This is a genomic window from Marinomonas sp. ABL3_031, assembly GCF_056161265.1.
The window spans coordinates 82449-98470 of the sequence record NZ_JBSWYU010000015.1; the positions used below are offsets into that span (position 1 = coordinate 82449).

At 44.8% G+C, this 16022-nt stretch carries 13 protein-coding genes, 4 tRNA genes and 1 pseudogene; 14 read left to right on the plus strand and 4 right to left on the minus strand.

Annotation, left to right across the window (positions count from 1 at the left end; all coding sequences use genetic code 11):
- The first annotated feature begins 5 nt into the window (after positions 1–5).
- The 8 genes from alr (at position 6) to ACXAH2_RS15305 (ending at position 6083) form a co-directional block, all read left to right on the plus strand.
- Positions 6–1097 carry an alanine racemase gene (gene alr / locus ACXAH2_RS15270; protein ID WP_475079699.1) on the plus strand — a complete coding sequence of 364 codons (1092 nt, stop codon included), beginning with the start codon at positions 6–8 and terminating at the stop codon, positions 1095–1097.
- A gap of 223 nt (positions 1098–1320) precedes the next feature.
- The gene (gene alaS, locus ACXAH2_RS15275) at positions 1321–3936 is read left to right on the plus strand and encodes an alanine--tRNA ligase (RefSeq protein WP_475079700.1); all 2616 of its coding nucleotides are present in this window, start codon (positions 1321–1323) and stop codon (positions 3934–3936) included.
- Between the two features lie 47 nt (positions 3937–3983).
- Complete coding sequence (locus tag ACXAH2_RS15280; RefSeq protein WP_475079702.1) at positions 3984–5225, plus strand: aspartate kinase; 1242 nt, start codon at positions 3984–3986, stop codon at positions 5223–5225.
- 143 nt (positions 5226–5368) lie between these two features.
- Positions 5369–5557 (plus strand): carbon storage regulator CsrA, encoded by a 189-nt coding sequence (gene csrA / locus ACXAH2_RS15285; RefSeq protein ID WP_475079703.1) that lies wholly within the window; start codon positions 5369–5371, stop codon positions 5555–5557.
- 69 nt (positions 5558–5626) lie between these two features.
- Positions 5627–5716: transfer RNA gene (locus ACXAH2_RS15290), tRNA-Ser, on the plus strand.
- Between the two features lie 60 nt (positions 5717–5776).
- Positions 5777–5853: transfer RNA gene (locus ACXAH2_RS15295), tRNA-Arg, on the plus strand.
- Positions 5854–5909: 56 nt separating this feature from the next.
- Positions 5910–5986 (plus strand) — tRNA-Arg (locus tag ACXAH2_RS15300).
- A gap of 23 nt (positions 5987–6009) precedes the next feature.
- A tRNA-Arg gene (locus tag ACXAH2_RS15305) sits at positions 6010–6083 on the plus strand.
- A gap of 138 nt (positions 6084–6221) precedes the next feature.
- Here the strand turns inward: ACXAH2_RS15305 and ACXAH2_RS15310 are convergent.
- On the minus strand, positions 6222–6425 hold the full coding sequence (locus ACXAH2_RS15310; RefSeq protein WP_475079705.1) for a hypothetical protein: 204 nt from the start codon (positions 6423–6425) through the stop codon (positions 6222–6224).
- 208 nt (positions 6426–6633) lie between these two features.
- Between ACXAH2_RS15310 and ACXAH2_RS15315 the strand changes: the two genes are divergently transcribed.
- The 3 genes and pseudogenes from ACXAH2_RS15315 to ACXAH2_RS15325 all read left to right on the plus strand — a co-directional run bounded on the left by ACXAH2_RS15315 (position 6634) and on the right by ACXAH2_RS15325 (position 9550).
- Positions 6634–7851, plus strand: a complete 1218-nt coding sequence (locus tag ACXAH2_RS15315) for a hypothetical protein (protein ID WP_475079707.1) — start codon at positions 6634–6636, stop codon at positions 7849–7851.
- Positions 7852–7917: 66 nt separating this feature from the next.
- Positions 7918–8040 (plus strand): annotated as a pseudogene (locus tag ACXAH2_RS15320) (integrase core domain-containing protein); the annotation flags it as partial.
- Positions 8041–8380: 340 nt separating this feature from the next.
- Positions 8381–9550, plus strand: a complete 1170-nt coding sequence (locus ACXAH2_RS15325; protein ID WP_475079709.1) for an SGNH/GDSL hydrolase family protein — start codon at positions 8381–8383, stop codon at positions 9548–9550.
- A gap of 521 nt (positions 9551–10071) precedes the next feature.
- Here the strand turns inward: ACXAH2_RS15325 and ACXAH2_RS15330 are convergent.
- The 3 genes from ACXAH2_RS15330 to ACXAH2_RS15340 all read right to left on the minus strand — a co-directional run bounded on the left by ACXAH2_RS15330 (position 10072) and on the right by ACXAH2_RS15340 (position 12374).
- Complete coding sequence (locus ACXAH2_RS15330) at positions 10072–10698, minus strand: tyrosine-type recombinase/integrase (RefSeq protein ID WP_475079711.1); 627 nt, start codon at positions 10696–10698, stop codon at positions 10072–10074.
- A gap of 2 nt (positions 10699–10700) precedes the next feature.
- Positions 10701–11228 carry a DUF6538 domain-containing protein gene (locus ACXAH2_RS15335; protein WP_475079713.1) on the minus strand — a complete coding sequence of 176 codons (528 nt, stop codon included), beginning with the start codon at positions 11226–11228 and terminating at the stop codon, positions 10701–10703.
- Positions 11229–11444: 216 nt separating this feature from the next.
- On the minus strand, positions 11445–12374 hold the full coding sequence (locus ACXAH2_RS15340; RefSeq protein WP_475079722.1) for a tRNA dihydrouridine synthase: 930 nt from the start codon (positions 12372–12374) through the stop codon (positions 11445–11447).
- Between the two features lie 234 nt (positions 12375–12608).
- On the opposite strand from ACXAH2_RS15340, the gene ACXAH2_RS15345 reads away from it, so the two are divergent.
- The 3 genes from ACXAH2_RS15345 to ACXAH2_RS15355 are packed head-to-tail and all read left to right on the plus strand — an operon-like array spanning position 12609 to position 15882.
- Positions 12609–12851 carry an OadG family protein gene (locus ACXAH2_RS15345; protein WP_475079715.1) on the plus strand — a complete coding sequence of 81 codons (243 nt, stop codon included), beginning with the start codon at positions 12609–12611 and terminating at the stop codon, positions 12849–12851.
- A gap of 39 nt (positions 12852–12890) precedes the next feature.
- On the plus strand, positions 12891–14678 hold the full coding sequence (gene oadA, locus ACXAH2_RS15350; protein ID WP_475079717.1) for a sodium-extruding oxaloacetate decarboxylase subunit alpha: 1788 nt from the start codon (positions 12891–12893) through the stop codon (positions 14676–14678).
- 31 nt (positions 14679–14709) lie between these two features.
- Positions 14710–15882, plus strand: a complete 1173-nt coding sequence (locus tag ACXAH2_RS15355) for a sodium ion-translocating decarboxylase subunit beta (RefSeq protein ID WP_475079719.1) — start codon at positions 14710–14712, stop codon at positions 15880–15882.
- The last annotated feature ends 140 nt before the right edge of the window (positions 15883–16022 follow it).

Consider the following 16022-nt stretch of genomic DNA (forward strand, 5'->3'; position numbering starts at 1 on the left):
TATCTATGGCTAGGCCGTTAGTTGCTAGCATCGATTTGGATGCAATTTTATTTAATTACCAGTTTGCTAAAAAGCTTCAACCAAGTTGTCAGGCTTTTGCTGTAGTGAAGAGTAATGCTTATGGGCATGGTGCTGTGCCAGTGGCTCAGCATTTGGATCAGGATGTGGATGCCTTTGCGGTGGCGGCGATCGAAGAAGCCATCGAGTTAAGAGAAGCCGGTATTGAATCACCTATTGTGTTGCTTGAGGGTGTGTTTGAGTCCTCTGAATGGCAGCTATGCGAAGAATATGGCTTTTGGTCTGCTATTGAAAATGAGCAGCAATTGGTTGGCTTACTGGAAAGTCAGTCAAAGATTGGCAAGGTGTTCGTTAAGTTGGATTCAGGGATGCATCGCTTGGGAGTCGACAAAACGGCTGCCAAGGACTTAGTAACATGCTTGCGACAAAGTGGTTTGGTGGAAGAAGTTTTACTGATGACACACTTCTCTTGTGCCGATGATTTATCTGATCTGACGACGATGGAGCAGTTGGCATATTTTGAAAGTGCGCATCGTGATATCGGTGATATTGATGCCAGTGTGGCGAATTCAGCAGCCATTATGAAATGGTCTGTGCCTGAAGGTGGTTGGATTCGTCCGGGTATCATGCTCTACGGTATCTCGCCTTTTGCGGGGGTAACCGGTGCACAGCTTGGGCTGAAACCAGCGATGACCTTGTCATCAAAGATTATCTCGGTTCGTCATTTACAAAAGGGCGATCAAGTGGGTTACGGGCGTACCTATCAAGCTGAGCAAGCGCACCAGTTGGCCACCGTTGCGGTTGGTTACGGAGATGGCTACCCACGGGTAACGGAAAATGGTGCGCCCGTCCTTATTGCTGGTGAGGCTGGGTATTTAGCGGGACGTGTTTCTATGGATATGATCACGATTCGTTTACCTAATGACTCTGACTTGGTTATGGAGCTCGGTCAAGAGGTGGTTTTATGGGGCGGGGATGTGCCAGTAGAAGAAATTGCGGATTATGCGGGCACAATCGGATATGAGGTGGTGACTCGCATGACCTCACGTCCAAAATATCGTTACCATACTTCTAAATAGTCAATTCCATATCAATGTCGCCCCCTGGTTTTCATAATAAAAGCAGGGTGTGTTCAGTAATTACACAAAATAAGCTTAAAATTCCTGCGGTTTCTTTTGAAAATACCTACCCTTTGCGTGTACTATTTTGTGCTTTTCGTTGCATCATAGTCGCATCTTACTTATTCGCGGCTTTCGCAGCCCTAATTTGCCCAGAAATATAGAGATAGAGACTCACCCCATTATGAAGAGTTCTGAGTTACGCCAGTCGTTTTTGTCTTACTTTGAAAGTAAGCAGCACCAGATAGTGGAATCCAGCTCGCTGATTCCAGGTAATGATCCAACTTTGCTGTTTACCAACGCAGGTATGGTGCAGTTTAAAGATGTTTTTTTAGGGGATGATGTTCGTTCTTACACACGAGCGACCACATCACAGCGTTGTGTGCGTGCTGGTGGTAAGCACAATGACTTAGAGAATGTTGGTTATACCGCCCGTCACCATACTTTCTTTGAGATGTTGGGTAACTTCAGTTTTGGTGATTACTTCAAAAAAGAAGCCATTGGTTACGCTTGGGAGTTTTTAACTCAGGTATTAAAACTGCCGACTGAGAAGTTATTGGTAACCGTTTACGCAGACGATGATGAAGCTTTTGATATCTGGCATAAGCAAATAGGTTTGCCAACCGAAAAAATTATCCGTATCGGTGATAATAAAGGTGGTCGTTATCAGTCTGATAACTTCTGGGCAATGGGCGATACAGGGCCGTGTGGTCCTTGTTCTGAAGTTTTCTATGATCATGGTGAACACATTTGGGGTGGGCCACCAGGATCACCCGAAGAAGACGGCGATCGTTTTATCGAAATCTGGAATGTCGTCTTCATGCAATTTAACCGATCAGCAAACGGCGACATGTCGCCACTTCCTAAACCTTCTGTTGATACGGGTATGGGGTTGGAGCGTATTGCGGCGATTTTGCAAGGTGTGCACAGTAACTACGAGATAGATTTATTTCAAAATCTAATCAAGGCCTCAGCTGACGTTGTTGGTACAAAGGACTTGGAAGCGCAATCTTTACGCGTTATTGCAGACCACATCCGCTCTTGTTCTTTCATGATTGTAGATGGTGTTGTGCCATCGAATGAAGGCCGAGGTTATGTGTTGCGCCGTATCATTCGACGTGCAGTCCGTCACGGTAACAAGTTAGGTCAAACTAAGCCTTTCTTTCATAAGTTAGTTGCGGCATTAGATGTCGAAATGGGAGATGCTTACCCCGAATTGCGTAAGCTAAAAGATCGTGTGACTTCTATCTTGTTAAAAGAAGAAGAGCAGTTTGCGAAAACCTTAGACCAAGGTATGCGTATTCTGGAAGAAGCCATCGCGCAATTGGGGGATGATAAAGTCTTGTCTGGCGAGACGGTTTTTAAACTTTACGATACTTACGGTTTCCCTGCAGACTTAACCAATGATGTTGCTCGTGAAAACGATTTAGAAATCGATGAAGCTGGTTTTGAGGCGGCAATGGAAGCGCAACGAGCACGTGCACGTTCTGCCAGTAATTTTAGTATGGACATGTCAGGCAGTATGAGTCTTGACGCTGAAACGGAATTTACTGGTTACGATAAGCTGGAAGATGAGTGTCAAGTTGAATCCATTTTGTTGGATGGTCAACCTGTACAAACCTTGGCTGTTGGCCAACAGGCGGTTGTGGTGCTTAATAATACACCTTTTTATGGCGAGTCTGGTGGTCAAGTTGGGGATCAAGGTTGGTTGCGTGGTGGCGTGGCTTTTAAAGTTAGCAACACGACCAAGCAAGATAAAGCACATCTGCATCATGGTGAATTAAAAGAAGGCACTTTATCGGTTGGTGATAAGGTAACGGCTCAAGTGGATCGTTCTATGCGTCAAGCGACGACATTGAACCACTCTGCAACACATTTAATGCACGAGGCTTTACGTCGTGTTCTTGGTGACCATGTAGTTCAGAAAGGTTCTTTAGTGGACGCTGAGCGTTTGCGCTTTGACTTCTCTCATTTTGAAGGAGTGACTGCCGCTGAGATTGAGCAGATTGAAGATATGGTTAACGAGCAGATTCGTCTAAATCGCGCTGTTGAGACCGATATTATGGACATTGAGGCGGCTAAAGCGAAAGGGGCGATGGCGCTGTTCGGTGAAAAATACGATAGCCAAGTGCGTGTATTGACCATGGGGGCTGACTACTCCATTGAATTATGTGGTGGTACACACGTTAAGCGCACAGGCGATATTGGTTTGTTTAAGATCATCACGGAAAGTGGTATCGCCGCCGGTGTTCGTCGTATTGAAGCGGTGACAGGTAAGGTTGCTGTAGAAACTAACCGTGTTGTTGAAAATACTTTGCAGCAGGTGGCTGCACTGGTGAAAGGTAATAAAGAATCGGTTCTAGATAAAGTAAGCACACTGAATGATCAAGCTCGTGCTCTACAGAAAGAGTTGGATGCTATTAAGGGTAAGTTGGCAGCTATGGCGGGAGCGGATTTGGCTTCCCAAGCGGTCGATATTAACGGTGGTAAGTTATTAGTCGCTCAAGTGGAAGCGGATCCAAAAGCGCTACGTGATATGTTGGATCAATTGAAGAGCAAGCTTGAGTCAGCGGTTATTTTGTTGGCAGCGGTAAATGATGACAAGGTTAGTCTGATTGCTGGTGTCACTAAAGAACTGACAAAGCAAGTAAAAGCAGGAGATCTGATTAAAATGGTCGCGCCTTTAGTTGATGGTAAGGGTGGAGGGCGTCCTGATATGGCGCAAGCGGGTGGTAATAACCCGGATGGCCTGCCTGCTGCTTTGGCTGCTGTCCCAGATTGGGTGGTGCAAAGAGTTTAAAATTTGGCTTGCCCGGTCATGGGCTTTTGATAGGTGTTGAATATACGATGGCGTTGTTAGTTCAAAAATACGGCGGTACTTCTGTAGGAACCGTAGAACGTATTGAAGCAGTAGCGGATAGAGTGCAGAGGCACAAGCAACAAGGTGATGATATTGTTGTGGTGGTTTCGGCTATGAGTGGTGAAACCAATCGGTTGATTGAGTTGGCAAAGAGCATTCAAGCGGCGCCTGATGCGCGCGAGATGGATGTGTTGCTGTCAACCGGTGAGCAGGTGACGATTGCGCTCTTGTCTATGGCGTTAATGAAGCGAGGCATTGCTGCGCGTTCATACACAGGTTCTCAAGTTCGTATTACAACTGACAGCGCACATGGTAAAGCGCGAATTCAAGAAATTGATACCGACGCCATGAAGGCGGATTTGGCTGAAGGCAAAGTGTTGGTGGTTGCCGGTTTCCAGGGCGCGGATGAGTTAGGCAATATTACTACCTTGGGACGCGGTGGCTCAGATACGACGGGGGTGGCGTTGGCAGCTTCGCTAAAAGCGGATGAGTGTCAGATATATACTGATGTAGATGGCGTGTATACGACTGACCCTCGAGTGGTTGATAGCGCGCGCCGCTTGGAAAAAATTACTTTCGAAGAAATGTTGGAGATGGCGAGTTTAGGCTCAAAAGTCTTACAAATTCGTTCGGTGGAATTTGCTGGTAAGTATCAAGTGCCATTACGTGTACTGTCCAGCTTTGTTGAAGGTGAAGGCACATTGATTACGACTGATGGGGAACTTGATATGGAGCAAGCGGCTGTTTCTGGGATTGCATTTAATCGCGATGAAGCGAAACTGACGTTGAAAGGCGTTCCCGATATTCCAGGTGTGGCTTCAAGAATTCTTGGGCCAATCAGTGATGCGAATGTTGAAGTGGATATGATTGTACAGAATGTTTCTGTAGATGGTACGACGGATTTTACTTTTACTGTGCATCGTAATGAATACGAGTTGGCTTTGAAAACCTTACATAAGATTGCCGAAGAGCTAGGGGCAAAATCTGTTTTGTCTGATGCTAAGATTGCCAAAGTATCGATTGTTGGTGTGGGGATGCGTTCCCATGCAGGCGTTGCCAGTAGCATGTTTAAAGCTTTGGCAGAAGAATCTATTAATATCCAATTGATTTCTACTTCGGAAATCAAGGTGTCAGTCATTATTGATGAGAAATACATGGAATTAGCGGTACGTGCGTTACATTCTGCTTTCAAATTGAGTGATTCGGCAGCAGGTATTAGCGAAGCGTAACAAATGACTACATAATCCTTGTTTTTTGCGATAGTCAAACCCTGATTGAGCGGCTAGAATATGTCTTGTAGGAAATTGCCTACAAACTTGTAGGTGATGTCTAAATTATTTTGAGAATACAGCAATAACAGGGAGATATTCTTATGCTTATTTTAACTCGTCGTGTTGGTGAAACATTAATGGTTGGTGACGAAGTATCTGTTACCGTTTTGGGTGTTAAAGGTAATCAGGTCCGTATTGGCATTAATGCGCCTAAAGACGTTTCTGTTCACCGTGAAGAAATTTATCTTCGAATTCAAAAAGAACAAGACGGACATGATTCTGAAGAGTAATTTTTAAAAAAAATTCCCCAAAAGTCTTTACAAGGCGATTAAGCAGTATATACTACGCCGCACTTGTTTGGAGAGTTGGCCGAGTGGCCGAAGGCGCTCCCCTGCTAAGGGAGTATGGGTTAACACTCATCGAGGGTTCGAATCCCTCACTCTCCGCCATGCAAGGCAACCTTTCAGAAGCTATCCTTTCTGAGTTGTAAGGTTGGGGATTTAAGTTACGCATCCGTAGCTCAGCTGGATAGAGTACTCGGCTACGAACCGAGCGGTCAGAGGTTCGAATCCTCTCGGATGCGCCACTTTAATTCACACATTCTGCAAAATGGTTGTACAATCATTCTAGATATTTCAATACGCATCCGTAGCTCAGCTGGATAGAGTACTCGGCTACGAACCGAGCGGTCAGAGGTTCGAATCCTCTCGGATGCGCCATTTTAATATCAAACAGTAGTTACGCATCCGTAGCTCAGCTGGATAGAGTACTCGGCTACGAACCGAGCGGTCAGAGGTTCGAATCCTCTCGGAGGTAACTTAACCTCATCAGAGCCTTCTGTAAGCGCCATATAGGCTTGTCAGCCCACCAAATCAAAGACTTACATAGCCCTGGTTCACTGACAAGGGAGCTGGATTGTCTACACTTTCTACAACACCTGCCCAGATTCAGCGCTTATGGCTGTGTAGCGGCTTCATAGGGTACGGGGGAAGGCTTTGCAGTGTTTTGGATGTTGATGTACCAGCCCAGATACATCAGAGGGTGATTCTGGAGAAACTCAGAACCTACCCAACTACGAAGACGAGTTGAAATAACAGAAGTAGGTGGATGGATATAGGTACTGATAGGTCGTAATTTACGGTGTTTATGCTTCAACATCCGCTTTACCGGATACAACCATTTATTGGCTGTGCTTATGCCGATTCAAATAGCCACGGTTTGACAATGAGCGGCCTCAAGTGGCGCTGTAACGGGCTGTCAGGCGTTATTTATGGTTACCCCTGCCATTGACCTTCAACGTCCACCTCAGGCGCTGTCGGGCGCTGTTATGCTATTTTTTGCATGACCTTTTTAGCCAGCGGAAATTATGTCTCTAGATACTGAACAACAAGCCAACTCAAGGGAACTGGCAGACTTAATTATCAAGGCTGGCATTCCTGACATTGACCAATCCATGCCCCCTTTGCAGGTCAGCCTACCTAGCAAAACCGAAGCGATGAACGATTTAGTAGAGGCTGTACGAGATGAGGCATTTGCTAGCAACCAATACAAAGCTGACCAACTGCTTAGTGTCCGCCGCATTATAGCTTCGTTGATACTGGCGGCCTTCCATCATCAGCACTTAGCACTCACAACACGAATCAAAAAGGATAGCTACCTTGCTAGGATTGGGCTTAGCAGAAGGCATATTGAAAATATCACTGACGCACTCTGTTCATTGGAATTATGCAGTCTCACTAGGGCTGGATTTAGGCATAAAACTTATCCAGAGATGTCCAAGGCCGCACAGTACTATCCGAAGCCCAAGCTTATCAGCGCCTACTGCGACATGCTTTACAGCACGTTGGGCGACTTTGACAACTATGACGCCTATGTGTACGAAGATAACGTAGCTCCATGGGAAGGCGACTGGGAAGCCAAGGAACGAACGTTACGTGCGTATAACGAGTTTATGCGTTCTAGTTCTTGGGCATTCAAAGCACCAACAGTGAGAAGGCTTGGAGCAATACCGCACACGTCAGGGCGTGTGTATACGCCATATCAGAACATCACGAATAGGCGAATACCTTTACGAACCCAGACATTGCTCAATGGGCGAAAGGTGGCAGAGGTAGACTTTTCATCAAATCACCTAACGATGCTGTCAATGCTGTTGAACCAGCCACTACCAGACGCCCCCTACTCAGAAGTCGCTCAATTAGTTGGAAGCGATAGAGCAACAGTGAAACGTGTATTCGTTCCGCTACTGGGCGCTTCAACACCCTCTGCCATTGGCAAAATAAAGTGGACGTTGAAAAGCATCGCTTCCAGTGAACTCGTTGACGCAATCACAGACGGTTTTAAGGAAGTAGTTCCTTGGCTGAATAGTTACCAGCTTTTGCTGAATAACGTCGGTACTCGCTTGCAGTATCTTGAGGGTGAAATTGCGCTAAAGATGTTTAAGTGGGCAATGGAAGAGACTGTACCTATCATCAATGTCCACGATGCTTTTGCCTGTACACCGAACAATGGCGCTATTGTCCATAACGCTATGCATCAATACAGGGAACAGGTTGTTGATGAATGGAAAGGTATATTCCTCTAAAGCAACGCAGGCTTCACAGCACTAGGGTGTACACATCTAAACATTCACCGTCCGGCAGTGGCATAGCACTGGTTTAGGTCCATCGAGGAAGCCGAGACAGCTATTGGCCAATGGAGGCACCACTACAACCGGCCGCATAGTTCACTGGGATATCTACCGCCCGTGGAGTTTGCAAAACAGGCAGCCTAAGATAAGCAGACCTCATCAATGTGATGGTGCGAACTTAGGGGAAAGGTCAATGGCCTTGATAATTTGCTCTTCGGTATATCGCTTCTTCATGTGAGATCTCCTCGTTACATCGTAATGGAAATCTCATCGTTGTTTTGGCGTCTATTTCGGGGGGGAGGTCAAATTATGAACAAGTTCATGTCTAAAGAATTTACAAGAATGCGATAGACTCTAGACGATAACGATTATAAGGAGATATAAGCTTTACTATTGATAAAAATACTTTAAAGTACTTTCCCTAAGATTAAGTAAACAGGATACCTAATCCTAAAGATCTACATTATTTTGTCTGGAGAATTTTTTGTATAATAAATTGTTTGGTAGAATGTTTAATTTTAAGTTGGTAGTTCTATTTTTGCTATTATTGCTTATATTTTATTTGGGAAAAATATATTCGGAGCGGGAGATTTATTACAACGAATCATTAGCATCCTCACTAGAATCGATCACTCCGAAAGTCTGGTCAAACGGTAATGCTACAGATAATTCTCTTAGGATTGTTTCAAATGATGACTTAAAATTCTCAGGAGTTATCTCTCATGCTGATAGCAACACGTTCAGTCGGCTCCCTGAATCTATCGAAAAAACAATTGGAAGCGATGTTGGTGGCCGCATTTTTCGATATGGTCGTCACCTCTCAGGTGGAATTATATCATTCTCAACAAATTCCAAAAAAATTCATTTTGAGGCTAAAGTAATTACACCAAGATCTGAACACGGAATAATGTCTAGCAATGGTGTGGATTTGTATATAAATGAAAGTTATCAACTAAGCGCCGCCGCAAATAAAGATATGATATCTTTCGATGCAGATGTTTCTAGCATTAAAGAATATGCCGATATTGAGATCTATCTGCCAGTTTGGGGTGCCGTATCAGATGTTAGACTATATTTAGACCGTGACTCAGTAATACTAAAATCTCCTGAAAAAGAAGCAAGACCTCTAGTTGCTTTTTATGGATCTAGTATTACGCAAGGATGTTGTGCGAGTAATTCAGGCATGACATACCCTGCAATCTTCAGCAGGCTTTCTAATGTTAATTTTGTTAATCTTGGCTTCGCTGGGTCGGGTATTGGCCATATGGAGATAATAGATTACATGATAAGTCTAAACCCAGATTATATTGTCCTGGATTACTGGGCAAACCCTGATGCTAGAAGCTATCAGATTTCTTTGCCTTACGTTATCGAAAGAATAAGTTCCAAGCTTCCTCATACACCAATCTATGTACTGGGGACTTTCTATAATACTGGAAGGGAGGAAATACAACGAGAGAAGGACTTGTTCGCTCAGCGAGCAGTTAAAAGTGCCAATGACAGTGGTTTAAATCAAGTTTATTTTATCGAAGGTCTCTTCAAGAAAGAGGATTCGTTTGGATTGTATGATGGTCGTCATTTGAATTCAGCGGGATTTTATCTTGTTGCAACAAGGCTTTCAAACCGCTTAGATATTTCGAAACCTCCTGAGTGATATGTATATTTTAAGCATAATTTGTAGATGCTATAGTTAATATTCTGGCATTACTAATTATCCTAGTAGACAGTTCCAGCATAGACCAGCACAGGCTATATAGCACCTGTTTAGGCTCACACACTGCCCAGCTTAGAAGCCTAAAATAGCCCTCTGATGTATCTGGGCTGGTACATCAACATCCAAAACACTGCAAAGCCTTCCCCCGTACCCTATGAAGCCGCTACACAGCCATCACAGCGCTAAATTGATTCGTGCTTGGGCAGGTCTGGCTAGCCTCTATGGTGCCCTAGACAGCCATCAGCGCTGAATCTGGGCAGGTGTTGTAGAAAGTGTAGACAATCCAGCTCCCTTGTCAGTGAACCAGGGCTATGTAAGTCTTTGATTTGGTGGGCTGACAAGCCTATATGGCGCTTACAGAAGGCTCTGATGAGGTTAAGTTACCTCCCGAGCGCGCCATAGTTTCTGCACAGATTCCTCTGCAGACCTTGTCAGTCCTACATTTTAGCTACACAGCCTCGTCAGGCTGTAGACAGGACGACTTTTCTAAGCCAAGCGTGACAATGCTCTACGCTGTAACCGTCTCCGTAGCTCTGCCCTACACTCTTTAACGACCACCCACCAATCTGGTCAATCATCTCTAACGGTGCTTCCACAGCCCTCAATCGGTCACGCATGCCATGGCGCAATCCGTGAATCACAATTTGCTCACGACACACGGTTTTTAACCACTTGTTCAATGCGGCACTGGCGCTATTGGTGTTCGTTGTTGATTGGCGGTTATAGCGTGGAAAGCAGAAACCTGTGCGCTGAGAACTGACGATTCTCTGCGCCGCCCACAATGACGCTCCAACCAGAGGAACTGTTCGTCTACTGGACGCTGTTTTCAAAGAACGATGGGCGTGAGGAGCGATTGATACGTGTGGTATCTCAGATTCAAGGTTGATGTCCTCTACAAGCAGTCCAGCGCCCTCACCCAACCTCATACCTGTGTCACTCAAAAGCGCTACCAACCAACGCATATCGTCGTCTAACGACATGCACGCCTGTTGAATCAAAGCCAAGTTGCTCCCCGCAATCGCCGAACGCCTTTGACTATCGCCAGTATCAGGTAGGTAGATGCCAGTGAAGACATTTCGGATGTCCAAGCCTAGCTCACCAATAGCAAGTTGATGATTGCTTTAATAATGCTAAACGCACGTTTAACAGAGCTAGAGCTAAGCCCTCTATCAATCAACCAAGACCTGAATGCAGAGGAATCGCCGCCAACATATGCATCAATTGAGCGGTCACCATGGCATTGGATTAAGTAGGACACGGTTCTTTCTGTGGACTGTACGAACACTTTAGAGCGACCTGCGCCCTTCAAATCCAAATACAGTTGCTTTGCTTCTGACAGTAACGGCGCACTGCTCAGCACCTTTATGGGCGATTCCAGAAACTTGTCTTGAAACAATGGCGAGCTATTGCGCAACCGAAGGTCTAACCAATATTCATCCAAGCGAGATGCAAGCAATGAAGCCGCTTGTTTTGCCTTTGCAGGTGAACGAGTACGGAGGCTCTGTACAAGTCTGTCAGAGCGATAATGCTTTTGAAGGTCTTTAGGGACAAAGCGGCTGAAGTAGTAAACGCCATTTCTGACGTAGGTGTAGCGTAGTGAAGAGCTGACTTGGTACATAATTGTCTACAGTCCTGTCTACAGCCTGACGAGGCTGTGTAGCTAAAACGTAGGACTGACAAGGTCTGCAGAGGAATCTGTGCAGAAACTATGGCGCGCTCGGGATGCGCCATTACTTCCTCTCTTAGGACTCTTCTTTTTTTATTGCTATATATCAATAGCTTGCTAATTACAGTTTGTTGGGCTGATTGGGAATATTCTAGTATCGTGTCTATGCTAGTCTCTTAAGCTTACAGAGAGTTTCTCTGAAAACTCTGAAACACTTTTACTTTGACGCAGTGTTTGTAGGTGGGTTTGTATGCTAGTGAATTCTTGGCGTAAATGAGCGCACCATTGTTTTAGCCTGCCTAGTGTGGCAACTTCGTCGTATTCTTGTTGTAAGCTGTGAATGTATTCGGTAAACAAAGCTTTCAATAAGGTATCTTTGTTGCTGTTTGGTTTACCTTCCAAGCCTGCTCTAAGTTCCTGAAAAACAAAAGGGTTACTTAAAGAGCCTCGACCAATCATAAAGTCTGTGCAGCCAGTTATGCTTTGACATCTTTTGAGGCTGACGAGATCCGTGATGTCACCGTTGGCGATAACGCGCATTTTTGTCTGGTCTTGTATTTTGCCAATTTTTTCCCATCTGGCAGGTGGTTTGTAACCATCTTTCTTGGTTCTGCCGTGCACTGTGAGTGCTGATGTGCCTGCACTTTCTATTGCTGCAACATTGTCAAAAAGCTGTTCTTCGTCTTCAAAACCCAAGCGGATTTTCGCTGTGACAGGGACTTCTGGCGGTAGTTGTTGACGAATGGCATACATTATACGAAAAAGGATGTCTGGGTTTTGTAATAAAACGGAGCCTCCGCCATGACCGTTCACGCGTTTTGCGGGGCAACCAAAGTTAACGTCAATGTGTTTGGCGCCAGCTAAAACGGCATTATGTGCACTTTCTGCCATCAGCTCTGGTTGGCTGCCTAACAATTGAGTGTGTACAGGATGATGGTGGGCTGTTTTTGCTCTATGGTTATTTTCAGGGATTTGTTTTTTGAAGCTGGTTACTGGGATGGGGTACTGAGTCACGCGAACAAATTCTGATACCAAAAAATCCATGCCACCGATTTTTGATAATAATGCTCTCATTGTATGGTCCATTACACCTTCCATTGGTGCAACTGCAAGTGTGATGGGTGGGTGAGTGTTTATGTGATGCAAATTTTGCTCTTTTTTGAGGGAGTTGTTCACGAAATAAGTCTAACTGTTATGCAAAAAAAATATGAAACTGTTCTGGTTTATGATAAAAATAATCAACTTGTTAAGTAGGATCTGTTCAAAAAATGAATATGATCACATTCGCTGCCGGTAAACAAGGCAATAATTCGTGCAAATAAGGGTTGGATAATGAACGAATTGGTAAGTGATGGTGTTGGTTTGATGGTGCTTGGAATGGGATTTGTATTTCTGTTTCTTATTGTGCTTATTTTTGCGACCAGTTATATGTCGATGTTAATTAATAAGGTTTTTCCTGAAATTGCTGTTGCGACAGCGAGCAGTTTACCAAATACGGTGGCTGCAAATCATCCTGTTGATCCGCAAATTGCAGCGGCCATTACTGCCGCTATTCACCAACACAGAAACAAATAATTTTTCTATTTAACGCATAACATTGCAGAGGCTGGACCTATGACAACAACTAAGCAACCTCTTGGTATTACGGACGTCGTGTTACGTGATGCTCATCAATCTTTATTTGCCACTCGTCTGCGAATTGACGACATGCTTCCTATTGCTGAAAAGCTCGATAGAGTAGGCTTTTGGTCATTAGAGTCATGGGGTGGCGCAACCTTTGATTCTTGTATACGTTTTATTGGTGAAGATCCATGGGATCGTATTCGTGAGCTGAAAAAGGTGATGCCAAATACGCCGCAGCAAATGTTGTTGCGTGGACAGAATTTATTAGGTTATCGCCATTACGCCGATGATGTTGTGGCAAAGTTTGTAGAGCGCGCTGCTGTAAATGGTGTGGATGTATTTCGTATTTTTGATGCGATGAACGATCCTCGCAATCTTGAGCAGGCTATTAAGTCGGTAAAAGAAGTGGGCAAACACGCTCAGGGTACCATTTCTTACACTAAGAGCCCTGTACATACTACTCAAAACTGGGTGGATTACGCGAAAGTCCTAGAAGATATGGGGGCTGATTCCATTGCTATTAAAGATATGTCTGGTATTTTGACGCCATATGATGCTTTTGACTTGGTGTCGCTCTTAAAAGAGCAAACGGATCTCGAAGTTCAGTTGCATGCGCATGCTACCTCGGGTTTGTCTGATATGACCATTCTTAAGTCAATCGAAGCGGGCATTGATAGAGTTGATACCGCGATTTCATCCATGTCGATGACGTATGGGCATTCTTCTACAGAATCTGTTGTCGCCGCACTGCAAGGAACAGATCGTGATACTGGCTTGGATCTTGAGTTGCTCGAAGATATAGCGGCCTACTTTCGCGAGGTGCGTAAGAAATACGCTAAGTTTGAAGGCTCTCTGCGTGGTACAGATTCTCGTATTTTGATTGCTCAAGTTCCCGGCGGCATGTTGACTAATATGGAGAACCAGCTGAAAGAGCAAGGTGCTGCAGATAAGTTTGATGATGTGTTAAAAGAGATTCCTAAGGTGCGTGAAGACCTTGGTTTGATTCCTTTGGTGACGCCGACTTCTCAAATTGTAGGTACGCAAGCGGTATTGAATGTACTGACTGGTGAGCGTTACAAGTCTATTTCAAAAGAAACAGCTGGCATATTGAAAGGTGAATACGGTGCTGCGCCTGCTGAATTCAATAAAGAGCTGCAGCAAAGAGTATTGGATGGTGCTGAGCCCATTACCTGTCGTCCAGCCGATTTGCTTGAGCCAGAGGTAGAAAAACTGACTCAAGAGCTGCAAGATTTGGCGAAAGAAAAGCAGGTCAAACTCTCCAATGACGTGATTGATGATGTTTTGACTTATGCCTTGTTCCCGCAAATAGGATTGAAGTTCCTTGAAAATCGAGGCAATGCAGATGCCTTTGAGCCAGTGCCAACGGGGCAGGAGTTGGTCGAAGCTTCCTCTAAATCCGAAGGTCCTGCTGTTTATACGGTAAGTGTTTCTGGTCAAAGCTATGTTGTTGAAGTTGCAGAGGGTGGCGATATTAGTCAAATTCAACCTGTATCTGCTGCTTCATCCTCAGTGCCAACTGCACCAGTAGCAGCGGCGGCCCCTAGCGGTGGTGAAGATGTACCGGCACCATTGGCTGGCAACATATTCAAAGTGCTGGTTAAACTAGGTCAACAAGTTCAGGAAGGTGAGACCATCATGATTCTTGAGGCGATGAAGATGGAAACCGAGATATCGGCACCGAAATCCGGTGTAGTAGGCTCTATCCACGTTAAAGAAGGTGATGCTGTGCAAGTTGGGCAAGCATTGCTATCACTTTAATCTAGTTGCAGGAATAAAAGGGTCTAACCGAATGGAACAAAAACTATTAAATCTATACTACGATACGGGTATCTATCAGCTTGAATTGGGTCAAGCTGTTATGATGTGCGTGGGTTTGTTACTTATCTATCTTGCAATTAAAAAGGGCTTCGAACCTCTACTATTATTACCTATTGGTATAGGTACAATTTTTGTCAATATTCCAGGGGCGGGCTTTGCTGCGGCGCCAATATATGATGCTGCGGGCCATATGATTTCCCCTGGTGGTCTACAGTACTATATTTACCATGGCGGTATTGAGACAGGACTATTTCCATTGCTTATCTTTATGGGTGTGGGGGCCATGACGGATTTTGGCCCAATGTTGGCAAACCCAAAGACCTTATTGCTAGGGGCTGCTGCTCAGTTTGGTATTTTTGCTACCGTTATTGGTGCCGTTTTGCTTGGTGCCACCGGTATCATGGATTTCACTCTGGCTGATGCTGCCGCGATCGGTATCATTGGTGGAGCAGATGGGCCAACAGCTATCTTTGTGGCCAGTCGACTGGCGCCGGAATTGCTGGGTGCTATTGCTGTAGCGGCTTATTCTTATATGGCGTTGGTGCCGCTTATTCAGCCACCTATTATGCGCGCGCTTACTACTCAGGAAGAGCGAGCTATTAAAATGGTTCAGTTACGCCATGTTTCGAAGAAAGAAAAAATCATCTTCCCAATTGTGGTAACTGTATTGGCTGCGATGTTTCTACCTTCTGCTGCGCCATTATTGGGCATGTTTTGTTTCGGTAATCTGATGAAAGAGTGTGGTGTGGTGGACAGATTAAGCGATACCGCACAAAATGCTCTGATTAATACTGTCACCATATTCCTTGGCTTGGGTGTGGGCTCGAAAATGAGTTCTGAAGATTTCTTAAACCTTGAGACGCTTGGTATTTTGTCCTTGGGCTTGGTTGCTTTCTCTATCGGAACAGCTGCTGGTGTCATTATGGCAAAAGTACTAAATCGAATGTCTTCGCATGCTATCAACCCACTGATTGGTGCAGCAGGCGTGTCGGCAGTGCCTATGGCAGCCCGTGTTGCTAACAAAGTTGGTTTGGAAGCAAACAAACAAAACTTCTTATTGATGCATGCAATGGGGCCAAACGTAGCAGGTGTAATCGGCTCAGCGGTTGCGGCAGGTGTGATGTTAAGTTACGTAGGTAGCTAATAAGTATTGGCTGGTTAATATTGAAATTAAAAAAGACGCTACGGCGTCTCAGAGTGTCGATAAACCCCAGTATTTTCACTGGGGTTCTTTTTTTTAGCTTTGTTTTTTAAAAATACATTAGGTCGTTCTATACTGAGTTA